Source organism: Mesorhizobium sp. M1142, assembly GCF_040318565.1.
Lineage (GTDB): Bacteria > Pseudomonadota > Alphaproteobacteria > Rhizobiales > Rhizobiaceae > Mesorhizobium.
Window position 1 is genome coordinate 12,260 of sequence record NZ_JAMYMK010000017.1, and the last position, 21,534, is coordinate 33,793.

A 21,534-nucleotide genomic window follows, 5' to 3' on the forward strand; every position below is an offset into this window, starting at 1 on the left:
CAGATGAACAGCGTTACGATTTCTCGTCCCACCATGGTGCAGCCGGTAGATCCGATCTGGCGTTCGATCCGCGATGAAGCGATGGAAGCGGTCAACCGCGATCCGCTGCTGGCGGCGTTCCTCTATTCGACCATCCTCAACCAGGAAAACCTCGAAGAAGCGGTCATTCACCGGCTGGCCGAGCGCCTCGCCCACCAGGACATTGGCTCCGACCTCATTCGCCAGACATTCAAGGCAATGGCGGCCGACGACAAGGATTGGTCGACGACGGTGCGCGTCGACATCCAGGCCTATTACGACCGCGATCCGGCCTGCGACCGCTTCATCATGCCGGTGCTCTACTTCAAGGGTTTTCATGCCATCCAGACGCACCGGCTGGCGCATTGGCTGTGGAACCAGGGCCGCCAGGATTTCGCGTTGTATTTGCAGAGCCGGTCGTCCTCGGTGTTCCAGACCGACATCAATCCGGCCGCCCGCATCGGCAAGGGCATCTTCCTCGACCACGCCACCGGCCTCGTCGTCGGCCAGACGGCGGTGATCGAGGACGACGTGTCGATCCTGCACGGCGTCACGCTGGGCGGCACCGGCAAGGCCGGCGGCGACCGCCACCCCAAGATCCGCTACGGCGTGCTGATCGGCGCCGGCGCCAAGATCCTCGGCAACATCGAGATCGGCCATTGCTCGAAGATCGCGGCCGGCTCGGTGGTGCTGTCGCCGGTGCCGCACAACAAGACGGTTGCCGGCGTGCCGGCCCGCGTCGTCGGCGAGACCGGCTGCGATCAGCCGTCGCGGCAGATGGACCAGCTGTTGCCATCGCAGACGATGGACCACGTCGTCAGCTTCGACATCTGAGTGCTCGGGCAGGGGCTGAATTCCTGCCCCCTATGCCGGCTTGCCTTTACATGGCCATTGTCGACGTGCCAGAAGCGCGCTCACCAATGCATGTCGCCCAAAAGTGCCCAGCGGTTTTGGGATAGCGACATGGATGAAGCAAGATTCAAAGCGCGTCGCATCGATCTCTTCAGACGCGACGCACTTTAGCAAGCGACGATCGGAGAAGACTGTTGAAGCCGGACGAGATCAGAAAGCTGGATGCTTATTTCAAGCGCACCTTCCAGAATCCCAAACTCGAAGTGAAGGCGCGGCCGCGCAAGGAAGATTCGGCCGAGGTCTATGTCGGCGACGAGTTCCTCGGCATCGTCTTCAAGGACGAGGACGACGGGGACTATAATTTCTCGATGGCGATCCTCGACATCGATCTGGCCTGAGCCGGAGATTTAGCTGGCCGCTACGCCTCAAGCGCAGCGGCGGTACGGAACCTTGCAAGACGCCGGCGGGACAGCGCCTCCCTCTGGCCTGCCGGCCATCTCCCCCACTTGGGGACCACTTGGGGGGAGATTGGCAGCTTCGGCGCTGCGCTCTTCCTGCAACATTGGAGATTGGCGAAAGCCAAGATGACGGCCGATCTACCCCCTCGTGGAGATGTCCGGCAGGACAGAGAGGGGCGCGAAGGATCCCTGCGGAACGGCTCGTTTCGTTGCTTACCGCCCGGTCTTCAGCACACGCGCTGCCTCGCCCGAAATCGCCGCGTCGAGCGCCTGCCAGTCGCCCAGGAATTCCCGGGGGAAGCGGTAGGTGAGGCTGAGATTGTCGCCGACCAGGATGTCGCGCTCGCAGGGCGCTAGCGATTCGTCCGCGCTCGGGCCGCTCAGGCAGCGTGCGACGAACGGATCCTTGCCGGGGCGGTCGGCGACCGCCAGCACTTCGTTGAGATAGCCCGATTTTTCGCTGAAGGCGTAAAGCGTCGTGCCGCCAGGGCCGGGCGTACCCGGCTTGGCAATCAGCGCACTGTAGATCGGCGCAAAGCGGCCGCTCATGTCGCGCGACATCATCTGCGGCTCGAACGACAGGAAGACGATGTCCTTGCTGGGTCCGGTGTGGTTGAAGTCGTTGCGGGCAGCCTCGCTGTAGCCGTCCATCTCGGGATAGCGCAGATAGAGGTCAAGCCGTGAGGCGATGCCGTCGCGCCGGGCCTGGGCAAAGCGGATGACATTGGCCGGCACGGCGATGATGTTGTTGCCGATGACGACCTTGTGGACCGTGGTGTCGTCGGTGTACCCGGCCATGGCGATCGAGCGGCCGAACCATTTGCCGCCGAGGCTGATCGCCACGGAAAGCAGCGCCAGCGTCGCGAACGCATAAAACACCCGCTTCATCAGCGTCGAATCGACGACGCTGAGTTGCGGGCCCTCCGTGGCGGCTGCCTGCTTCATCGCGGCCCTCGTTTACCGTCCCGTCGGGTGTGCCTGAGCGGCACATTTCGGCGCGGCACGGCTCTTGCTACGCAGCTTTTGCAGGCGACTGTGCGATTTTATGGTAAACGGAGGGTAAAGATGGGGCCGGTCGAACAAATCATATTCAGTTTTATGGCCGGGCTGACGGCTTGCGGCCTGGCCGGATCGGCGATGGAGCTGATCGCCGGCCGCAAGCTTGCCTTCGTCCAGCCCTATGTATCGTCGAAGCACATGCTGCGCTCGCTCGCGGCGACGGCTTGCGCCGGGCCGCTGATGTTCGCCAACGAGGCGCTGGACGCCTGGCGCGAGCGTCGCATCTCGGTGCTGGGGCTGATCTCCTGCGGCTGTACGGCGACCATCTGGGCGCTGGCGCTGGGCATGGTGGTGATCGCCATTGCGTCCTGGGCGGCTTCGCTTCTAGGGTCTGGCAGCTTGTCGGTGTGAGACGATCTGGAGACAGCAATGCCGATCTACGCGATTGACGGAAAAGCGCCCGCCTTCGAGGACGCCGACAGCAACTGGATCGCGCCCAACGCCACGCTGATCGGCAATATCAGGATCGGCCGCAATGCCGGCTTCTGGTTCGGCGTCGTTATCCGCGGCGACGACGAGCCGATCGTCATCGGCGCCGACACAAACGTGCAGGAGCACACAATCATGCACACCGACGCGGGCTTTCCGCTGACCGTCGGCCAAGGCTGCACGATCGGCCACCGTGCCTTGCTGCATGGCTGCACGATCGGCGACAACAGCCTGATCGGCATGGGCGCCATCGTGCTGAACGGCGCGAAGATCGGTAACAACTCGCTGGTCGGGGCCGGCGCGCTGGTCACCGAAGGTAAGCAATTCCCCGACAATTCGCTGATCGTCGGCTCGCCCGCGCGCGTCGTCAGGACGCTCGACGAAGCCGCAATCGCCAGGCTGCGCGCCTCGGCCGCGCATTATGTGGCCAACGGCAGGCGATTCAGGGCTGGGCTGAAGAAGGTCTAGCCGATCCAGAAATGGTGGAGCCGGCCTTGGGATACCGAAAGCATAGCCCCTTCCAAGTCAAACCGGCTGGGCGGTCGGCCGGAACAAGATCTCGTTGATATCGACGTCGTCGGGCTCGTTGATCGCGAAGGCGACCGTGCGGGCAAACGTATCTGGCCCCACGGCGATCTTGCTCACGAAGTCCCTGGTGTCCTGCTGGATATCCTTCTCGCTGATGTGCTCGAGCAACTCTGTGGTGACAGCGCCCGGCGAGATCACCGTGGTGCGGATGTTATAGGGTTTCACCTCTTTCCGCAGACCCTCGGACAGCGCACGCACGGCGAACTTGGTGGCGCAATAGACCGCCGCACCCGGGTCGACCACATGGCCGTATACGGACGAGACATTGATAATGTGGCCCGATCGCTGTTCCTTCATGTACGGAAGTGCGGCCGCGATGCCGTAAAGGACGCCCTTGATGTTGACGTCGATCATCCGGTCCCAGTCGTCAATCTTGAGCCGTTCGAGCGGGGCCAACGGCATGAGGCCCGCATTGTTCAGCATCACGTCGATGCGGCCGAATTCCCGGACCGCCGTGTTCACCAGGTTCTGGACCTGGCCGGCGTCGGTGACGTCCGTAGTGACGGCCTTGGCTTTGAGCCCAGCGGCGGTCAGTTCCTGGACAAGCGCGTCGATGCGGTGTGACCGGCGTGCACCCAGGACCACGGAAGCGCCTCGCGCGGCAAGATGGCGTGCCGTCGCTTCACCGAGGCCACTGCTGGCACCGGTGATGACGACGACCTTGTTCTCGATTCCTTCGGACATGAGATTCTCCTAGACAAGAATTGAAAGAGTTCAGGTGCGGGGGCCGGCCGAGGCGGCGAGCAAGGCCGAACCCGTGAGCAGGACGGCGGCGAGAAGGAAGGCGCTCCACCAGCCGGCCGCGTCGAACAGCAGGCCTCCCGCGATAGCGCCGCCCGCGATCGCGAACTGGATCAGGGCGACCTGGAGTCCGCCCCCGGCCTCCAGGTCTTCAGGGATGAGCGTGGTCATCCAGGTGTTCCACGCCACCGGGATCGGGGTCGCGAACAGTCCCCAAAGAACCAGCAGGCCGGCCGTGGCGCGTGCAAACGGTCCAAAGGCAATCAGCAGTAGAGCGAAGACCGCGAGTGCACTCGGCAGCCCGATCAGCACGGCTGTGAGGTGCCGCCGGAGTATGAGGCCGATGATCGACAGTCCCGCCAGGCCGCCGAGGCCGACGCCCAACAGAGCCATTGAGAGGGTGTTGACCTCGAGGCCCGTCACGTTTTCCAGAAACGGCCGCAGGTAGATCGAGAGCGCGTTCTGCCCGATGAACGCGAGCCCGGTTGCGCCCATGCCGATGGCGAATCTGCGATTCCGCAGCAAGCGGAACATGCTCGACACCGAGGCGGCCTCCATCGGTGGCATCTTCGGGAGAACGGCCAACTGCCACACGAGCGCCGCAAGGCCGATGGGGACAGTGACGAAAAAGGTTCCCCGCCATCCGATCAGCGATCCGAGGAAGCTGCCGACGGGCGCGGCGATCACCAATGCGAACGCAGTGCCACCCTGGAGCAAGGCAATGGCCTTGGGCAGGTCGGGTCCCGGGGCCAAGCGGGCCAGAATGGCCGTCGACAGTGACCAGAAACCGCCGATCGCGATGCCGACCAGCGCCCGCCCGGCCAGGAAGACCAGGAAGTTGGGAGCAACCGCCACCGCCAGGCTCGATGCGGCCAGCACTGCCGTATGGAGCAGAACCACCGTCCGTCGATCGACGTTTCGCAACAGCGAGTTGCCGAAGAGGCTGGTAACCACGGCGAAGAGTCCGGATACCGCGATTGCCTGGCCGGCCTGACCCTCGGAGACGGCCAGATCCTGAGCGATCGGGGTGAGCAGGCTCACCGGCAGGAACTCCAGTCCGACTAGAAGGAAGGTCAGCAGCGACAGGCAGACCACCGCAGACCATGGGGTCGTCGTGCTGTCAGCAGCGGCGGCCTCGCCCAGCGCGAGTTCAATGGTCATAAGGCAGTCTCCTGTCCGTTCCCGAATTAAGTAGTCGGGCTGGCCAAATGCGACTAGCGGGTATAATTTTGATGTGGTTGTGAATGAGGCTCATCAATGCCACGCGACGAGTTCGCCGAAATGCGCGCGTTTCTGGAGATCACCCGGACGCGGAGCTTCACCCGAGCAGCCGCCAAGCTCGGCGTCACTCCTTCGGCTCTTAGCCACACCATCAAGTCGCTGGAGTCGCGGCTTGGCGTCCGTCTTCTGTCTCGCACCACGCGCGACGTGGCCCCGACGGCGGCCGGTCAACGCCTCAAGGAAGGCATCGAACCGCATTTCGAAGGCATCGCGGCTGAGGTCAGCGCTCTCGGCGTCCTGCGCGACAGGCCGTCCGGCAACATTCGCCTGGTGTGCACCGACGATTCGGTCGACATTGTCTTCCGCGCCCGGCTGCCAAAGTTCCTGAGCGACTTCCCCGATATCAATGTCGAGCTGGTGGTTGATAACGCCTTCACCAACATCGTCGAGCGCCAGTTCGACGCCGGTGTTCGGCTGGGCGAGTCCATTGCCCGGGACATGGTAGCCGTGCGCATCGGAGCCGACGTGACCTACACTGTCGTCGGCTCACCCCGCTACTTCGCCCACCGGACACCGCCGCAGACGCCGCAGGAGCTGACCGACCATAACTGCATCAACTACCGGCTGCCGACGTCAGGATCGGTCTATGCATGGGAATTGCGGGAAGGAGCGCGCGAGTTCAGTGCTCGGGTCGAGGGGCAACTGACGCTTAACAACATGGGGCCGGCGATCCAGGCCGCGCTTGACGGAGTGGGCTTGGCCTATCTACCGCGCGAACTCGTCCTGCCACACATTGAGAGTGGCCTTCTTCAGGAAGTCCTGACCAAATGGTGCCCGACGTTCCAGGGTTACCACCTGTACTATCCAAGCCGACGCCATCCCTCTCCGGCGTTTTCCGCCTTTGTCGACACGTTCCGTATCAGGGGCAAGTAACAGCGTTTCGACGGCAAACGGCAGCTCGTATCCCACAAACGATCGTGAGACAGCTTGGATGACGAAGCGCAGTTGGAGGCAAAGCCGAGATAACTGTATCGAGATGTTGTTCCGCCGGAAATGGTGGAGCCGGCCCGGGGACGGGGCCGGCTCCTTAAACCCGGTCGTTGGGGACGGGGAGGGTGGGGACTCGACCGGGTTTCTCCTAAAGCGCGAAGTCATGCGACGCACTTAACCTCTGTTTTATGCATGTCGTTATCCCACAACCGCTACGCGCTTTTGGGCGACATGCATTGGCGTCCTCAGCGGACGCTGGCGACCGCGTCGGAGCGGCCGTCGTTGATCGTCACCCAGGCGCCGGAATTCCGGTCGGACTGGCGCTTCAGATAGGTGTAGCCGGTATTGGTCCAGGACAGCACCTTGGGCTGGAGATTGTCGAGGATGAACTCGCCAAGACTGGTGCGCACGGTCAGCACAGCATGGCCGTCGCCGTTGCGCTGACGCACGACCGTCATCAGCAGATCGCCGGCCGGCACGCCGATGCTCATCAGCTCGCGGCGCTTTTCCAGCGCATAGTCCTCGCAGTCGCCGAAGCCGTTATTGGGAAAGGACCAGACTTCCTCCTTGCCCCACATTTCCATGTCGGTGCGCGGCGCGACCTTGCTGTTGACCGAATTGTTGATCTTGACGATCGTCGCCCACAGCTTGCGGGTGAGCTCGACCGGTGCCTGGTCAGGCGTCCTCTGATTGCATTCCCGCGGAAACTGCTGGCACAATTCGTAGTGACCGACCGGCTGTGTGGTGCGGCCGCCGGTGTGTATGAAGGCCGGCTCCGCCGCGTTTGCAGTCCCCCAGCCGAAAAGCTGCATCGCTATTGCCGCCAGCAACAGCTTGCCCCTCATCCTGTTCATTATTCCGTCTCCCCGTTTGAGGAGACAATGACACGGCTGGATTTATTTGACGCAAAAGCGCGAAGTAGACATTAAGTAAAACAACAATAGAATAAACATAAAATTTGATGCAATTAAGTATAGAATTGTTTATGGATTCCAGCCGGGTGCGTTCCCATGCTTCGTCGCCCCGTTCGAACAGCTAAGATGGCGGGACGAGGGGGCGCGAAGGTCGCCAGCCTCGCTTCCCGATGGCGCTAACGCTTCCGCGTCAGCCGCGCGGTGAGCTGAATTCGGTATCAAGCGTTTCGGGGCGCTGGATGACGGCGAACTCGATGGCGATGCCATCTTCGAAATGGCGCACCACCTGGCCGCGCATGGTGCCCAGCGTCACCTGGACGCCGATGGCCGGCTTGACGTCGATCTCGATCGCCGCGCCCGACAGCGACAGGTCGATGATGCGGCACTGGTACTGGCGTCCGTCGGCAAGCTGCAGCACGCTCGTCGGGTTGCGCGGCGCGACGCGTTCATGGCGGCGGTCTTCCGGCAAGTCGAGCTCGTGCTTGTTGGCAAGCCAGGTCAGTTGCGCGGCGAGCTTGTCCCTCTTGCGCTCCGACGCGATGACGGTCATCGCAAAGCCATCCTGCAAAGTGCGGGTAATGACGCCCTCGATGCGTCCGATATGATCGATATAGGCAATGACCTTTTCGCCAGCCAGGCCGGCGCGCTCGGTGCGCAGCGAAACGTTGCCGGGCGACATGTCGACTACCTGGCAGGGATGTTCGGTGCGGTCTTCCAGCATGAAGCGTCCGTAAATCTTCACGCGGACGCGCTGAAAGTTACGCCTTTCAGCTTGGGACGGTGCATGGTCGACCGCCGCTGACCTCATCACTGCCATACCCCGTTCGGCATTCCGCGCATGGATGCGGGGAATTTCAGCGGAAAACTACAACAAAGCAGGTTAACAAAGGGGAAAATCCGGCGCTGTTGCTTTAAGCTTTGGGCATCATTCCTCGCGTCCGCCGTCGAAGACGACCAGGTGACGGATGCGGCGGGCCTGGCCGAGCGCCGAAATCGTCTCAGGCGGGTCGAATTCCGACGGGGCGAGCGAGGGAACCTCTATCGCCGGCCGGTTCTTCAGGAACATCGGCTCCTTGTCGGGATCGACGACACGGATCGAATCGATCAACGCGTCGGAAACCGGGTCGGCGCCCAGCCAGAAGGGCTTTTCGACGGCGCTTATCACGCCGAGGCAACGCGGGCTCTCTACCCCGCCGTCGAGCGGCAACGCGAGCAGCTCAAACCTGTTGGAGCGGCCATTGCGGCTGAAACCCTCATAGGTAATGAGGGCTGCCGATTTCAGGTCGAAGACACCGTCGGTGAGCTTCGAGATCAGCCGCTGGTCCTTTTCGCGCCACAGCGAAGGGAATGAAAACCCCTTGAGTTCGCGGCCATAGACTGCGCAAAGCCTGGTGCCGGCCAGCCGGAACACCGCTTCGCCGCGCGTGTCCTTTTCCAGGATGAACGTGTCGGCCAGCAGCGACTTGATGTCGGCCGGTTCGACTTCCGAGCGCTTCGGGGCAGGGCGTCCGTCACGCAACCGGTTCCAATAATGGAACAGCGTGATCGATCCGGTCTGGTTCATGCTAATGCTGCTCCGCGCATTCTGTCTTCTGATGTCCCATCGGTGAACAGAAGGGCGCCCTCCGAAGACCTACATGCGTTGCGGAGCAGGATGCGTGCCAGCATCGTTAATACTTGTTCACGGGTCGGGGCGGTTAAGGTTAACAACTGGTTTACGTTGCGCGTCTGCCAGCCCTGTGGCACACCAAAACCACTCCAGAAGCGGTCGTTTTGCGACGATCGGCAGCACTTCAGTCAAGAGTTCAGGGGGAGCAAGGGGGCTCGACCAGCCGTTCAAGGGAAACCTTGGACGGCTTCTTTTTTGATTCGGGCCCGCTGATTCGCCGTTTGTGATTCGGTTGGCCGTGATCTACATGCTCGCGAAGTCCAATCCAGCGACTGAGTGCAAGCCATATGAGTGACCCAGAAAGCCCACCGGAGATCGAGCAGGGCCAGGGTGGGCCTGTCGCCCGCGAACCGGAGCAGCGCCGCGAGCCGGTGTTCAACCTGCCGCCCGTGGTGCTGGCGGTGATCGGCATCTGCGTCGCGGTCCATCTGATCCGGGTCTATTGGCTAACCGAAGACCAGGACTTCGAACTGCTTGTCCGGGCTGCCTTCGTGCCGATCCGCTATTCCGGTCGCTTCGACCTGGATTTCTTCGCGTTTTCAAGCCCTTTTACCTATGCCTTCCTGCATGGCGGCTTTGCCCATCTTGCCATCAATATGGTGTGGCTTGCGGCCTTCGGCTCACCGTTGGCCAACCGCTTCGGCGCGCTGCGCTTCAGCCTGTTCTTCGCCGCCACCGGACTGGCGGCGGTGGCGCTGTTCTGGGCCATGCACCCGCTTGGCGAGGCACCGCTGGTTGGCGCCTCCGGCGCGATTTCCGGCATGATGGGCGCGGCGGCGCGCTACGGCTTCCGCATCGACCGCTCGTCGGGCAAGGCCGCCTTCGCTGGCCGGCCTTTGCCGATGGCGGCGGTCCTGCGCTCGCGTGGCGTCGTCACCTTTCTCGCCATGTGGATGGTGATCAACCTGGCGACCGGCCTCTTCGGCCTGGCGCCCGGCATTGACGGCCAGATCGCCTGGGAAGCCCATATTGGCGGCTTTCTTGCCGGCTTCTTCGGCCTGCGGTTTTTTGATCGGCGAGAGCAGGTGCCCCGGCAGACGGAGGAGCCGGAGAGCTGAGACCTCCGCACTTGAAAAGCAACCGATCGCGGCGCACCATGTTCATCCCAGGGAAAGCCGGCCAGGGCAGGAGCCGGCAGGAAATGCAGAGGAGGACGCCATGACTGTTAAGGCAATTCTCGAGGCAAAAGGCCACGACGTGGTGACGCTCGGGCCGAACGAAAAGCTCAGCGAAGCCATCCGCATGCTTTCCGAACACAGGATCGGCGCGCTGGTCATCACCAACGGCGATCACAAGATCGTCGGCATTCTTTCCGAGCGCGATGTGGTGCGGGTTCTCGCCAAGGAGGGAGCCGCGGCGCTCGACCTTGCCATCCGCTCGGCGATGACGCCCAAGGTGAAGATCTGCAATGAGAACCACACCGTCAACGAGGTAATGGAGATCATGACCAAGGGTCGCTTCCGCCATCTGCCGGTGGAAAAGAACGGGCTGCTCGACGGCATCGTGTCGATCGGCGATGTGGTCAAGCGGCGCATCGAGGATGTCGAGCGCGAGGCCGAGGAGATCAGGGCCTATATCGCCACGGCATGAGGCGGCGGCGGCCGGGTTGCCGGCCATTTGAATTTTTCAAGCTGCTATAGCCGTCCATCGCGGCAACTGCGGGCCTGTGCCGCGTCGGCGCCTGCGGCTTGGCGCTTGTCTCGCGAAGCGGTTTGCACTAGCGAAGTTGCACACCAAAATATGCGTTCCGCATATCCACAATTCCAATATGCAGGCCCTTATGAGCATCATCGATACCCGCACGCCCGACGCCAAGCGCCTGGTTCCCGGCGCCACCGGCGACTGGGAGATCATCATCGGCCTCGAGGTCCACGCGCAGGTGACCTCGCAGGCAAAGCTGTTTTCCGGCGCCTCGACCACTTTCGGCGCCGCGCCCAACGCCAATGTCAGCCTGGTCGATGCGGCGATGCCTGGCATGCTGCCGGTGATCAACGAGGAATGCGTCAAGCAGGCGATCCGTACCGGTCTGGGCCTGAAGGCCGAGATCAATCACAAATCGGTCTTCGACAGGAAAAACTATTTCTATCCCGACCTGCCGCAGGGCTACCAGATCTCGCAGTTCAAGCAACCGATCGTCGGCGAGGGCAAGGTGATCGTCTCCGTCGGCCCCGACCGGCAGGGCGAGTTCGAGGATATCGAGGTCGGCATCGAGCGCCTGCACCTGGAGCAGGATGCCGGCAAGTCGATGCACGACCAGCATGCGACGATGTCCTATGTCGATCTCAACCGCTCCGGCGTGGCGCTGATGGAGATCGTTTCGAAGCCGGATCTGCGCTCCGCCGATGAAGCCAAGGCCTATGTCACCAAGCTGCGCACCATCGTGCGCTACCTCGGCACGTGCGACGGCAATATGGACGAAGGCTCGCTGCGCGCCGACGTCAACGTCTCGGTACGCCGGCCTGGCGGTGAATTCGGCACGCGCTGCGAGATCAAGAACGTCAACTCGATCCGCTTCATCGGCCAGGCCATCGACTCCGAGGCGCGCCGCCAGATCGCCATCCTGGAGGACGGCGGCAAGATCGACCAGGAAACGCGGCTGTTCGATCCCAATAAGGGCGAAACGCGCTCGATGCGTTCCAAGGAAGAAGCGCACGACTATCGCTATTTCCCGGATCCCGACCTTCTGCCGCTGGAATTCGACCAGGCCTATGTCGATGCGCTGGCAAAGGACCTGCCTGAACTTCCGGACGCCAAGAAGGCACGGCTGATCTCCTCGCTCGGCCTGTCGACCTACGACGCCTCGATCCTGGTATCGGAAAAGGCGGTCGCCGACTATTTCGAGAAGGTGGCCGCTGGTCGCGATGGCAAGCTTGCCGCCAACTGGGTCATCAACGATTTGCTGGGTGCGTTGAACAGAGCCGGCAAGAGCATTGAAAATGCTCCGGTTTCGCCCGATCAGCTCGGCGCGGTCATCGATCTGATCAAGGAGGGCACCATCTCCGGCAAGATCGCCAAGGATCTGTTCGAGATCGTCTGGAACGAGGGCGGCGATCCGCGTCAGCTGGTCGAAAGCCGCGGCATGAAGCAGGTCACCGATACCGGGGCTATCGAAACGGCGGTGGACGAGGTGATCGCAGCCAACCCGGACAAGGTCGAACAGGCGCGCGCCAAGCCGACCATGGCCGGCTGGTTCGTCGGCCAGGTGATGAAGGCGACCGGCGGTAAGGCCAACCCGCAGGTGGTCAACGAGCTGGTCAAGGCCAAGCTCGGGATCGAATAGGATGTTCGTCCGCACCGCCGGCGAGCGCGATCTTGCGGCGGTGCGCGCATTGCTGGTCGAGACATGGCACGCCACCTATGACGCCATCTACGGCGCGGCGCGGGTCACCGAAATCACCGACGAATGGCATTCGATCGCCGCGCTCAAAGCGCGGTTGACACGACCGAACTCGGAATTCCTGGTCGCCGACGACGGCAAAAGCATTGGTGGCATGGCTTTCGCGGCCGCCACGACGGATGCCGGGGTCGTCATGCTGAACCAGCTTTACGTGCATCCGGCCTGGCAGAGGCAAGGCATCGGCAAGGCCCTGCTGGACGAGATCGAGGCCAGCTTTCCGGAGGCCCGAACGCTGCGCGTCGAGGTCGAGGAAGCAAATGCTCCGGCCGTTGCCTTTTGCCGCTCGAGAGGGTTCACGCCCGCCGGCAACACGGCCGATTGCGGCGGCGCCTCAGGATTGCCGGCGCTGGTTTTGGAGAAGGCGATCGGCTAGCTCGTTCGCCTGGCGCTCAGTTGCGTTTCACGGGCAGGTTGGAGCAGCCGGCGGCGAGAAACTCGCAAGGCAGGCTGCCGCCGCCGCCCGACGTGTGCGGGGGCGTGGCGGCTTCGATTTTTTCGACCTCGTAATATTTCGAGGTGACGCCCCATTTTTTAACGCCCTGGCACGTCGAGCGCACGCCAACCTCCGTCGCCTTTGCCGCCGTCTTGTAATAGGTGGTGATCCGGCAGGATTGGCTGACCGGCAGCGCGTTCGCCGGGATCGTGACCGGCGGCAGGAAATTCGGGAAGGCAAGCAGCGAGATTGCCGCAATGATCCGGACGGCGGGCATGGTGTGGGGAAAGTGCAGCATCGTGCGTCTCCATCGATGGCGCCGCTCGCTCGCGGCGCAGCGGCGCGTTTGTTCCCGCAAGATCAGGCCATGAAGCCGGCGCTGCCGCATCGGCCGCGCGGGGGATGGCGGGAACTGCCGCCGTCATCCGCGAGCGGCCGCGTCAGGGCGTTTTCGGCTTGATGAGCGTCTTTATCGGGACGGCGACTTTTGGGGGCCGGACCGTACTGGTTCCACCATCGACGGCCAGCTCGCCGCTGTTGAGATAGCGCACCGTATAGTGCAGCTCATAGGCGGGAACTCTGATCCATGTAGGCTTGGGATTGAACTGGTCCGGAGGCCTCGAATACCACTTCGGGATCTGCATGATCCTGGAACCGGCACCGAATCCCGCAGTCTTGGCCGCTACTGCGAAGGCGCTGTCTCTGGGATCGTTCGGCGGCTGGTCGACATTGCCGATGACGACCAGCGAATCGTATTTTCGCGCGTCGAGCCGTACCGCGGGAAGGTTCAGCGCAGCCACGTCGCCTTCGCGCATCGTCAGCGCCTTCTGAAGGCCGTCCTCATTGGCGTAGACGTTGAGGTTTATAGCCTCGGATTCCGCATAGACGACATTGTTGTGGAAGTCGCGGGCTGGCAGGCGTGTGAGGCTGTCGAAGGTCACTTCAACCGTCGGCTTGGCTATGGCGTCCGTCACCACCAGGTTGCGCCGCGGCACCGTCCAGAAGATGAGATCATCGCCGGTAGCCTGCGTGCCGGCATCGGAGCCGTCTATTGCCGAGCATTTCGAATTTGGAACCGGCGTCGTCACCGGCAGGGGTGCCGAAAACGAGCTGCGTACCTGCGCGTCGATGTAATTGCCGACGTTGAAAACGTCTTCGAGGATGTTGCCGCCCTCGAAGCTCGCCGGGCCGGGTTGCGAGCGGATGATGACCTGGCTGGAATCGGTCTGCCAGCCGCTGCAGAAGACGTTGACGTCTATGGGAATGCCGATGTGGCGGTCGGAGGTCACAGGGATCGAGACTTTGATGGTCAGGATGTAAGGAACTTTGACAAACCAGCTGTTCGGCTGGTTCAGCATCTGCGTCGCAAAGCGCGACGGCCGCCATTGCTTCAGCGATTCGATCGATGCGCGTGACGATCGTCCCTGGGCGGCCAACTGTACGTTGGTGGCGTCGACCTTGGCTTGCGCCAGGTTGCGGACGGTGTTGGTGATCAGGAACACGCCGAGTTCGGCTTTGCAGGGCCTGTTCGATTGTGTGGCGTTGCATGGGGCAAGTGCCGCACTGGGAACCGGCGGCCCCGAAGGCGGCGGCTGGGCGGCCGCGGTGGCCGCCATCAGGCAGAAGAACAGCATCATGCAGGTTTTCAACATGGTATCCTCGCTCTGTCGTTGGAAACCACCCTCCGGCTAGACAGCAGCACATCTTCGATGGCGGTTCATCGCCCGCACGGGGGATGAACTGCGAAACATCGGGCCGGCCCAGCGACGTCGAGCCGCCGTCCTTTCGGATCGGACATCTACTGCTTCACGACGCCTTTGGTTGTCGCCTTCGGCGCGACGACCTTGGGCTTGGGGGTGTTCGGGCCGGGGTCGACTACCAATGCGGCCGTGCAGGAGCATTTGCCCGAACCGCAGTTCAGGTCGCCCTTGCACATTTTGGAATGCCGCATATCGGTGCAGTCGGCAGTCCCGGAGCAGGAGCAACTGCCTTGCCCGATCGTTCCGGACTGACATTTGAAGCTCCATGCCGGACCGGCGGCAAGGCCGGCCACAGCGAGTGATAAGGCAAAAAGCGTCGTCGAGATGAGCTTGCGCATGAATACCTCCCGGTTCTATCGAGCGATGGAACCACGAAGCAGCCAGGCCTTCATCTCCCGCGCGGGGGACGAACTCGCATACCGGTGACGATCGTCAATGCTGTCCCTTCAGCACGACGAGATAACCGCGTTCGACGCGAAGCCGGAAGGCGATTTGCCCTGCAGTGCCGGGATCCTTGGAAACCTTGTCGATGACATAGCCGCTGGGATGCGAGCCAAGCCATTCTTCCGGTTTGTCGGTGCTTTCGAACGGCCTTTGCAACCGGGCCAGGAAGCCGACTTCGCCTTGATAGTCGAAAGCCACGGCCCAGCCCGCATCCTTTCGCTCGTCGATGAAGTTGGCGAGCGGCGTCAGGTCATAGCGTTTGAACGCGGTTGCCGATGCCACCGCGTGGCCGATGCCGAAAATGACAAGCATGACGACGGCCGAGCTTTTCAGCCTAGCGAGCGGGATCTCCGCCATGAAATACCCGAACAGGATGGTCACGAACGGCAACATCGGCACGACATAGTGAGGCTGCTTGCCGGATATCGCGCTGAACGCCAGCAACACGGCAACGAACGAGAACGACAGCAGGCGCAAGGCGCGCAGATCCGGCGACTTCGTCTCGATCAGGCTGCGTATCCGCGTACGCAGCTTCAACCGCCAGACCTCGGGTATGAAGATCCACGGTATGAACATGACCGGCAGCAGCAGCAGATAGAAATAGAACGGCCGGCCGTGCGAATTGCGCAAATGCCGGTGACGCGCCCCGCCGATTGGTTCCAGACCAGATCATAGACAAAACTGCCCTTTGTCAGGATCGTCGCCGGCACCAGCCAGATCGCCACCGGAATCAGCGCGGCAAGCACCGCCAAGCCCACTCCAGCGAGGAAGTTCGGTGTCGTCAGTCCCGCCCGTCGGTCGCGCCAGAACGGGTAGAACAGGATGGGCGCGCCGATATGGATCAGCACCACCGGGCCTTTCGTCAGCACGCCCATGCCGATGAACAGCCCGGCCAGAACGGCCTGCCAGCGATTGCCGCTCCGGGCAAAGGCAATCAACGACAATAGCGCGGCGAGCACAAACACCGTCAGCAACATGTCGAATAGGATCAGCGTCGAATAGATGACGAACACGCAGCTTCCAGCAACCAACCAGGGGATGCGCCGTACGATGTCGTCGCGGCCCGGAAACAGGGTCTTTGCCAAAGCCGTCGTCAGCCAGATGACGAGCGAGGAGGCGGCGAAGATGACCAGCATCGCGGCCGGCCGGCTGGCGCCGAAAATCTTCCAGACAAGGTCGATAAGCCAAAACAGCAGAGGCGGCTTCTGCAGATAGGGCGCGAAATTCATCGTCGGGACGAAGATCTGTCCGCTCAGATACATTTCCCAGGTGACGCTGAGATATCGCGTTTCGTCGACGGGCAGCAGAGGCCGGAAAGCGACTGCGATTACGATCAGCCCAAGCAAAAAGAGGTAGGGGAGCAGCCGCTCGGTAGATGTCGGTGTCAAAGATCGAGATCCGCGCCAGAAACCATTTTCTTTCCAGCCGAGCAGAGTGCCGCGTTTCTGGACCGCGAACGACCGCACCACGATTTTGGCCGAATTGCAACGATGCCGGTTTCGTTTCCCAGATTTTGCGGACGATGGTGGCAAAGGTTTGAAAAACTTACCGACCGAGTCCTTTGGACCACCGCCGGTTCGAGAATCTGCGCAAATCAACCGGAGCGCAACGGCGGTGACAATTCGCGCATCAAGAGTTCGAGCTCGCGCTGATCGCCGGTGCCGGTCTTGTCGAAGATCGTCGCCAACTGCGACTTGACGGTGCCGTCCGAGACGCCGCCGGCCGCGGCGATTTCCTTTCGCGTCAGGCCGGCGGCAACGTGACCGGCGACTCGCCTTTCTGCCGCGGTCAGTCCGAACAGCGCCGCAATGGCGTCCAGCGCCGGGGTCGGTGTCGAACCGGCCGCGGCGATGAAGATCGCTGCGGCGGCGCGCTGCGAGATGCGCGCCGAGATTTCACGCCGCGCCAGCGGCATAACATGGGCCACCGCCGGAACGGCCGTCTTGGCCAGGGGAATGTTGATGCCGCAAGGTCCGAGTGCGAATTCGTCGCGCGTGCCGAGCTGGACGGCACGGCCGATCGCGGCGTTGGCGTTGGCATAGGTGAAGGACAGCTGTCCGCGCACGCAAGCGACCGAAATGTTTTCGGCGAGCAGCGCTTCGGCTGACGGGTTGGCGAAGATGATGGTCATGTCTTCGGCGACGATCAGCACCGGATGGTCGAGGCTTTCGATGATGGAGCGGAAGATTTCGGCCTTGCGCCGCTCGGCCTCGAACAGGTCGCCGATGGTCACCGCGCGCCGCACATGCGGCGCCAGCAGGCAGACAAGCTCGAGATCCTCGCGGGAAATCTGGCGTCTGTCCTTGTCGGTCACCACCATTAGCGTACCGATCCGGGTCGGCCGCTTCATCAACGCCACCCAGAAGAAATCGTCCAGCCGGTTGGGTTGTACCCATTCGCGCACGATGCGGCTTTCGAGCCATCTCTGTCGTGTATCCGGGCCTTGCAGGGCGTAGATCGAATCGACGGTGAAGGGCACGTCGATCTCCATCTTGGGAACCGCCGCATAGAACGGTACTTGCGAGCCGTAGTCATGCTTCAACGGCTCAAGAACTGCGGGATCGCCGCAGGATACCGAAAACCGCGCAGAGCTGCTGATCGTGTCGATGACGGCGAGCATGGCAAGCCGGCCTTCCGCCAGATTGCAGATGGCCTCGAGTGTCGCCTGCCAGCGGTCGACGTCGGCAATCGAATCGTAGATCGCCTCAACGACCTGCGGCAATGCGCGACCGGCCGTGCCCGCCAGCGATGACATAAACCCCTCTCATTTGTCGTCCTAGGCAACGAAGCATCAACTGTTAGAATAACGCTGCGTAAGGTTGCCAACAACTTATTTCATCTGCTTCGGACGGCCGCGAAAATAGCATGAACGTATCGCTTTTCCGTCAGCCATTTGCTCGCCGGTTGCGGCAAGACCCTTGCCTTCGCAATGCCGTGACGCCATAAGCAGGTACAGGCGCCGCAGCCGCCGCGAGGACTTGCCACAAGGACTTGCCACGAGGATTTGGATGAAGACTTTCCTTCTGCAGTTTTTCACCTGGTGGAACAGCCAGACATTGGGAACGCGCTTTCACACCTGGCGGCATGGCAAGAAGGTCGGGCAGGACGAGGTCGGCAACGTCTACTATGAGGGCGGCGTCGATTCGGAAGGCCGCACCCGCCGCTGGGTCATCTACCGCGACTATTCGGAAGCCTCGGCGATTCCGCCCGGCTGGCATGGCTGGATCCATCACCGTGTAGACGTTCCGCCGCCAAGCGAAGACTACAAGCCACGCGACTGGCAAAAGCCGCATGTGCCGAACCTCACCGGCAGCCCCGCAGCCTATCGGCCGAAGGGGTCGGTGCTGACCAACCGGCATCGTCCGCAGGTGACGGGCGACTACGACGCCTGGACGCCCGGTTCGTGATCGATCGCCGCGACAGGCCGCGGTCCCCCACGGAGGCGGTCCCCACGCGGGCGGTCCTTTGTCGCCACAATTACTGTTTAGCTGTTTGCTGATCCGACAGCAGCAACTAGCCTTGGCGTTAAGAGAATCACCCGGGCGCAAATCACCGGACCTTGCATGAGCATGTTCAGCCGAATTTTGACGGGCGGATTAACCGCGGTCGTTCTCGCTTCCATGGTGGCGCTTGCCGCTGCGCAGGAATTGGCGCCGGACGCGTCGGTAGCGCCTGCAGCACCGGCAGTATCCGAACGCCTCACCAATCCCGTCGCTGAATTCGCCGGCATCGACAAGATCACCGGCCGGATCATCACCTTCGATGTCTATATCGACGAGACGGTGCAGTTCGGCGCTTTGCAGGTGACGCCGCGCATCTGCTATTCGCGGCCCGAAAACGAAGAGCCGAAGACGGATTCGTTCGTCGAGGTCGACGAGATCACGCTCGACCGGAAGATACGCCGTATCTTCACCGGCTGGATGTTTGCCGAAAGCCCCGGGATCAACGCCGTCGAGCATGCCGTCTATGATATCTGGCTGAAGGGCTGCAAGCAGAAGTCCGACGTGCCGGCACCCGCCGCCCCCAAAACCAACTAGAATCTGTCAGCGCGCGGCGGATACCGCGCCCCGCGGAACCGCCGCGTTCCCCGAGCGTTGGTGCCTCTCTACGGAGGAGGTTGCCATGATGATGGCCAACAAGAACGAACTTCTCGACATCGAAAGGGGATTCTGGAGCGGCGACGCCGACTACTTCAAGGCCAATGCCGATACCGAATGCCTGGTGGCCTTCCCGCAGATGGCGCGGGTGATGAGCAATTCCGATCTGGCCGAAACCGCCACGGACCAGAACCGCTGGCGCGATCTCGACATCGACCTCAAGGGCATCATCGAGCCGGGCAGCGACATCGTCATGCTGACCTACGAGGCGCGTGCGACCCGGCAAAATGGCGAAGCCTATGCGGCGCTGGTCAGCACTGGCTATGTCCACCGCGTCAATGGCTGGAAGATGATGTTCCACGCACAGACGCCGCTGTGACGGCAGCAAAAAGCTGACTGGCCGCTAGAGCAATTCCACGAAAAGTGAACGGTTTCCGTCCGGAATTCTGTGAAAAACGATGAACCATTCTCCAGGTTATGGAAAAAACACCGCCTCGCCCTTCAGCGCCTCGGCCAGCATCTTCTCGTACTTGCCGCGCGGCACGTCGATTGCGCCGAAGCGTTTGAGATGCTCGGTGGTGAACTGCGTGTCGAGCAGTGCAAAGCCGCGCGCCTTCAGGCGTTCGACGAGGTGAACCAGGCAGGCCTTTGACGCGTCGGTCTCCCTGGCGAACATGCTCTCGCCGAAAAACACGCGGCCGAGCGATACGCCGTAGAGCCCGCCGACCAACCGGTCGTCGTGCCAGGCCTCGACCGAATGGCAATGGCCCATCCGATGCAGCTCGATATAGGCTTCGCGGATCGGCGCGTTGATCCAGGTCGACCGACGTTCCTCGCGCCTTTCGGCGCAGGCCTCGATCGTCGCCTCGAAGTCGAAATCGATACGGAACTCGAACAGGTTCTTGCGGATCGTCTTTCTCAGGCTTTTCGGTATGTGGAACCCGTCGAGCGGAATGATGCCGCGCGTCTCCGGCCGCACCCAGAATACTTCGGGGTCATTGGCGCTTTCGGCCATCGGGAAGACGCCGGAGGCATAGGCTTTGAGCAAAAGGTCGGTCGGGATGCGATAACCGGGTGCGTAGGGACGGGTCATCGCTTCGCCCCTGTATCACTCGCCTTCGGCCAGGTATTTTTCCAGCCAGTGGATGTCGTAGTCGCCATTGGCGATGTCGGCGTTGCCAACGAGGTCGCGAAACAGCGGCAGCGTCGTTTTGATGCCGTCGACGACGAATTCGTCGAGCGCGCGCCGCAGCCGCATCATGCACTCGACGCGGTTGCGGCCGTGCACGATCAGCTTGCCGATCAGGCTGTCGTAGTAGGGTGGGATCTTGTAGCCCGAATAGACGCCGGAATCGACGCGGATACCGAGGCCGCCCGGCGTGTGAAAGTGGGTGATGGTGCCTGGCGAGGGGGTGAAGGTGCGCGGATCCTCGGCGTTGATGCGGCATTCGATGGCATGGCCGTGGAAGCGGATATCCTCCTGGCGCACCGAAAGCCCGCCGCCCGAGGCGACGCGGATCTGCTCGTGCACGAGATCGATGCCGGTGATCGCCTCGGTCACCGGATGTTCGACCTGCAGGCGCGTGTTCATCTCGATGAAATAGAACTCGCCGTCCTCATAGAGGAATTCGATGGTGCCGGCGCCGGAATAGCCGAGATCGGCGATGGCCCTGGCGCAGACGCCGCCAATATGCGCGCGCTCCTCGGCATTGAGCGCCGGCGAGGGCGCTTCTTCCCAGACCTTCTGGTGGCGGCGCTGCAGCGAGCAGTCGCGCTCGCCGAAATGCACGCCGCGCCCGGCGCCATCGCCGAACACCTGCACTTCGATATGGCGCGGCTTCTGCAGATATTTCTCGATGTAGACGGCGTCGTCGCCGAAGGCCGCACCCGCCTCCGAGCGTGCCGTCTGCAGCGCCACCTCGAGGTCGGCCTCGCTATGCGCCACTTTCATGCCGCGCCCGCCGCCGCCGGCCGACGCCTTGATGATCACAGGGTAGCCGATCGCGGCGGCAATGCGCTTGGCTTCCTTGTCCTCGGTGACCGCGCCGTCGGAGCCGGGCACCACGGGGATGCCGAGGCGCTTTGCCGTGCGCTTGGCCTCGATCTTGTCACCCATAATGCGGATATGGTCGCCGGTCGGGCCGATGAAGGTGATGTTGTGCGCGGCGAGGATGTCGGCGAACTTGGCGTTCTCCGACAGAAAACCGTAGCCGGGATGCACTGCGTCGGCGCCGGTGATCTCGCAGGCGGCGACGATCTGGTGGATGTTGAGATAGCTGTCGCGCGACGGCGGCGGGCCGATGCAGACGCTCTCGTCGGCGAGACGCACATGCATGGCGTCGGCGTCGGCGGTCGAATGCACCACCACCGTCTGGATGCCGAGCTCCTTGCAGGCGCGCAGCACCCTGAGGGCGATTTCGCCGCGATTGGCGATGAGGATTTTCTGGAACATCTTTCGCCTGTT

Annotated in this window: 26 protein-coding genes; 12 read left to right on the plus strand and 14 right to left on the minus strand. The window is 62.4% G+C overall.

The window, feature by feature from the left end; genetic code table 11:
• Window positions 1-3: 3 nt before the first annotated feature.
• Both cysE and NKH42_RS23655 read left to right on the plus strand, forming a co-directional pair.
• The gene (gene cysE / locus NKH42_RS23650; protein WP_254817710.1) at window positions 4-852 is read left to right on the plus strand and encodes a serine O-acetyltransferase; all 849 of its coding nucleotides are present in this window, start codon (window positions 4-6) and stop codon (window positions 850-852) included.
• A gap of 212 nt (window positions 853-1,064) precedes the next feature.
• Window positions 1,065-1,268 (plus strand): DUF3126 family protein, encoded by a 204-nt coding sequence (locus tag NKH42_RS23655; RefSeq protein WP_023674799.1) that lies wholly within the window; start codon window positions 1,065-1,067, stop codon window positions 1,266-1,268.
• A gap of 273 nt (window positions 1,269-1,541) precedes the next feature.
• On the opposite strand, the gene NKH42_RS23660 is transcribed toward NKH42_RS23655, so the two are convergent.
• Window positions 1,542-2,273 (minus strand): hypothetical protein, encoded by a 732-nt coding sequence (locus tag NKH42_RS23660; RefSeq protein WP_352752635.1) that lies wholly within the window; start codon window positions 2,271-2,273, stop codon window positions 1,542-1,544.
• A 120-nt stretch (window positions 2,274-2,393) separates the two neighbouring features.
• Here NKH42_RS23660 and NKH42_RS23665 point away from each other — a divergent pair, with 120 nt between their 5' ends.
• Together NKH42_RS23665 and NKH42_RS23670 are read left to right on the plus strand one after the other, a co-directional pair.
• Complete coding sequence (locus NKH42_RS23665; protein WP_352508582.1) at window positions 2,394-2,738, plus strand: DUF6949 family protein; 345 nt, start codon at window positions 2,394-2,396, stop codon at window positions 2,736-2,738.
• A gap of 18 nt (window positions 2,739-2,756) precedes the next feature.
• The gene (locus tag NKH42_RS23670; protein ID WP_352508581.1) at window positions 2,757-3,284 is read left to right on the plus strand and encodes a gamma carbonic anhydrase family protein; all 528 of its coding nucleotides are present in this window, start codon (window positions 2,757-2,759) and stop codon (window positions 3,282-3,284) included.
• A 57-nt stretch (window positions 3,285-3,341) separates the two neighbouring features.
• Here the strand turns inward: NKH42_RS23670 and NKH42_RS23675 are convergent, their stop codons facing one another.
• Both NKH42_RS23675 and NKH42_RS23680 read right to left on the minus strand, forming a co-directional pair.
• The gene (locus tag NKH42_RS23675) at window positions 3,342-4,088 is read right to left on the minus strand and encodes an SDR family oxidoreductase (RefSeq protein ID WP_352508580.1); all 747 of its coding nucleotides are present in this window, start codon (window positions 4,086-4,088) and stop codon (window positions 3,342-3,344) included.
• Between the two features lie 30 nt (window positions 4,089-4,118).
• Complete coding sequence (locus tag NKH42_RS23680; RefSeq protein ID WP_352974482.1) at window positions 4,119-5,306, minus strand: MFS transporter; 1,188 nt, start codon at window positions 5,304-5,306, stop codon at window positions 4,119-4,121.
• Between the two features lie 96 nt (window positions 5,307-5,402).
• Here NKH42_RS23680 and NKH42_RS23685 point away from each other — a divergent pair, with 96 nt between their 5' ends.
• Window positions 5,403-6,299, plus strand: a complete 897-nt coding sequence (locus tag NKH42_RS23685) for a LysR family transcriptional regulator (protein ID WP_352508578.1) — start codon at window positions 5,403-5,405, stop codon at window positions 6,297-6,299.
• 302 nt (window positions 6,300-6,601) lie between these two features.
• Here NKH42_RS23685 and NKH42_RS23690 read toward each other — a convergent pair whose 3' ends face one another.
• The 3 genes from NKH42_RS23690 to NKH42_RS23700 all read right to left on the minus strand — a co-directional run bounded on the left by NKH42_RS23690 (window position 6,602) and on the right by NKH42_RS23700 (window position 8,834).
• A complete protein-coding gene (locus tag NKH42_RS23690; RefSeq protein ID WP_352974611.1) occupies window positions 6,602-7,201 on the minus strand; it encodes a transglutaminase-like cysteine peptidase in 600 nt (199 codons plus the stop codon).
• A gap of 259 nt (window positions 7,202-7,460) precedes the next feature.
• The gene (locus NKH42_RS23695) at window positions 7,461-8,078 is read right to left on the minus strand and encodes a PilZ domain-containing protein (protein ID WP_254817716.1); all 618 of its coding nucleotides are present in this window, start codon (window positions 8,076-8,078) and stop codon (window positions 7,461-7,463) included.
• Between the two features lie 117 nt (window positions 8,079-8,195).
• Window positions 8,196-8,834 (minus strand): PAS domain-containing protein, encoded by a 639-nt coding sequence (locus NKH42_RS23700; protein ID WP_352508577.1) that lies wholly within the window; start codon window positions 8,832-8,834, stop codon window positions 8,196-8,198.
• A 392-nt stretch (window positions 8,835-9,226) separates the two neighbouring features.
• Between NKH42_RS23700 and NKH42_RS23705 the strand changes: the two genes are divergently transcribed.
• The 4 genes from NKH42_RS23705 (at window position 9,227) to NKH42_RS23720 (ending at window position 12,709) form a co-directional block, all read left to right on the plus strand.
• Window positions 9,227-9,997, plus strand: a complete 771-nt coding sequence (locus NKH42_RS23705) for a rhomboid family intramembrane serine protease (protein ID WP_352752630.1) — start codon at window positions 9,227-9,229, stop codon at window positions 9,995-9,997.
• Window positions 9,998-10,097: 100 nt separating this feature from the next.
• Window positions 10,098-10,529 carry a CBS domain-containing protein gene (locus NKH42_RS23710; protein ID WP_023717464.1) on the plus strand — a complete coding sequence of 144 codons (432 nt, stop codon included), beginning with the start codon at window positions 10,098-10,100 and terminating at the stop codon, window positions 10,527-10,529.
• Window positions 10,530-10,719: 190 nt separating this feature from the next.
• Entirely contained in the window at window positions 10,720-12,219 is a 1,500-nt protein-coding gene (gatB, locus tag NKH42_RS23715) for an Asp-tRNA(Asn)/Glu-tRNA(Gln) amidotransferase subunit GatB (protein ID WP_352752628.1), read from the plus strand.
• A 1-nt stretch (window position 12,220) separates the two neighbouring features.
• On the plus strand, window positions 12,221-12,709 hold the full coding sequence (locus NKH42_RS23720) for a GNAT family N-acetyltransferase (protein WP_352752626.1): 489 nt from the start codon (window positions 12,221-12,223) through the stop codon (window positions 12,707-12,709).
• A gap of 16 nt (window positions 12,710-12,725) precedes the next feature.
• Here NKH42_RS23720 and NKH42_RS23725 read toward each other — a convergent pair whose 3' ends face one another.
• The 6 genes from NKH42_RS23725 to NKH42_RS23750 form a co-directional block, all read right to left on the minus strand.
• Window positions 12,726-13,067: a hypothetical protein gene (locus NKH42_RS23725; protein ID WP_254817087.1), complete on the minus strand. Its 342-nt coding sequence runs from the start codon at window positions 13,065-13,067 to the stop codon at window positions 12,726-12,728.
• A gap of 142 nt (window positions 13,068-13,209) precedes the next feature.
• The gene (locus NKH42_RS23730; RefSeq protein ID WP_352755986.1) at window positions 13,210-14,421 is read right to left on the minus strand and encodes a hypothetical protein; all 1,212 of its coding nucleotides are present in this window, start codon (window positions 14,419-14,421) and stop codon (window positions 13,210-13,212) included.
• A gap of 146 nt (window positions 14,422-14,567) precedes the next feature.
• A complete protein-coding gene (locus NKH42_RS23735; RefSeq protein WP_352752622.1) occupies window positions 14,568-14,867 on the minus strand; it encodes a hypothetical protein in 300 nt (99 codons plus the stop codon).
• 94 nt (window positions 14,868-14,961) lie between these two features.
• Window positions 14,962-15,549, minus strand: coding sequence for a glycosyltransferase family protein (locus NKH42_RS23740; RefSeq protein ID WP_352974484.1), 588 nt, complete (start codon window positions 15,547-15,549; stop codon window positions 14,962-14,964).
• On the minus strand, window positions 15,507-16,361 hold the full coding sequence (locus NKH42_RS23745) for an ArnT family glycosyltransferase (RefSeq protein ID WP_352974487.1): 855 nt from the start codon (window positions 16,359-16,361) through the stop codon (window positions 15,507-15,509). Before NKH42_RS23745 ends, NKH42_RS23740 begins: the two co-directional genes overlap by 43 nt.
• Window positions 16,362-16,567: 206 nt before the next feature.
• A complete protein-coding gene (locus NKH42_RS23750; RefSeq protein ID WP_352752618.1) occupies window positions 16,568-17,728 on the minus strand; it encodes a helix-turn-helix transcriptional regulator in 1,161 nt (386 codons plus the stop codon).
• Window positions 17,729-17,981: 253 nt separating this feature from the next.
• On the opposite strand from NKH42_RS23750, the gene NKH42_RS23755 reads away from it, so the two are divergent.
• From NKH42_RS23755 to NKH42_RS23765, 3 genes are all read left to right on the plus strand, one after another.
• Window positions 17,982-18,380, plus strand: a complete 399-nt coding sequence (locus tag NKH42_RS23755; protein ID WP_254817092.1) for an NADH:ubiquinone oxidoreductase subunit NDUFA12 — start codon at window positions 17,982-17,984, stop codon at window positions 18,378-18,380.
• A 156-nt stretch (window positions 18,381-18,536) separates the two neighbouring features.
• Window positions 18,537-19,010 (plus strand): DUF2155 domain-containing protein, encoded by a 474-nt coding sequence (locus tag NKH42_RS23760; RefSeq protein WP_352705058.1) that lies wholly within the window; start codon window positions 18,537-18,539, stop codon window positions 19,008-19,010.
• Window positions 19,011-19,098: 88 nt separating this feature from the next.
• Window positions 19,099-19,449 carry a hypothetical protein gene (locus NKH42_RS23765; protein ID WP_352705115.1) on the plus strand — a complete coding sequence of 117 codons (351 nt, stop codon included), beginning with the start codon at window positions 19,099-19,101 and terminating at the stop codon, window positions 19,447-19,449.
• 96 nt (window positions 19,450-19,545) lie between these two features.
• On the opposite strand, the gene aat is transcribed toward NKH42_RS23765, so the two are convergent.
• Entirely contained in the window at window positions 19,546-20,163 is a 618-nt protein-coding gene (aat, locus tag NKH42_RS23770) for a leucyl/phenylalanyl-tRNA--protein transferase (protein WP_292662502.1), read from the minus strand.
• Between the two features lie 15 nt (window positions 20,164-20,178).
• The gene (accC, locus tag NKH42_RS23775) at window positions 20,179-21,522 is read right to left on the minus strand and encodes an acetyl-CoA carboxylase biotin carboxylase subunit (RefSeq protein WP_352477446.1); all 1,344 of its coding nucleotides are present in this window, start codon (window positions 21,520-21,522) and stop codon (window positions 20,179-20,181) included.
• Between the last annotated feature and the right edge of the window lie 12 nt (window positions 21,523-21,534).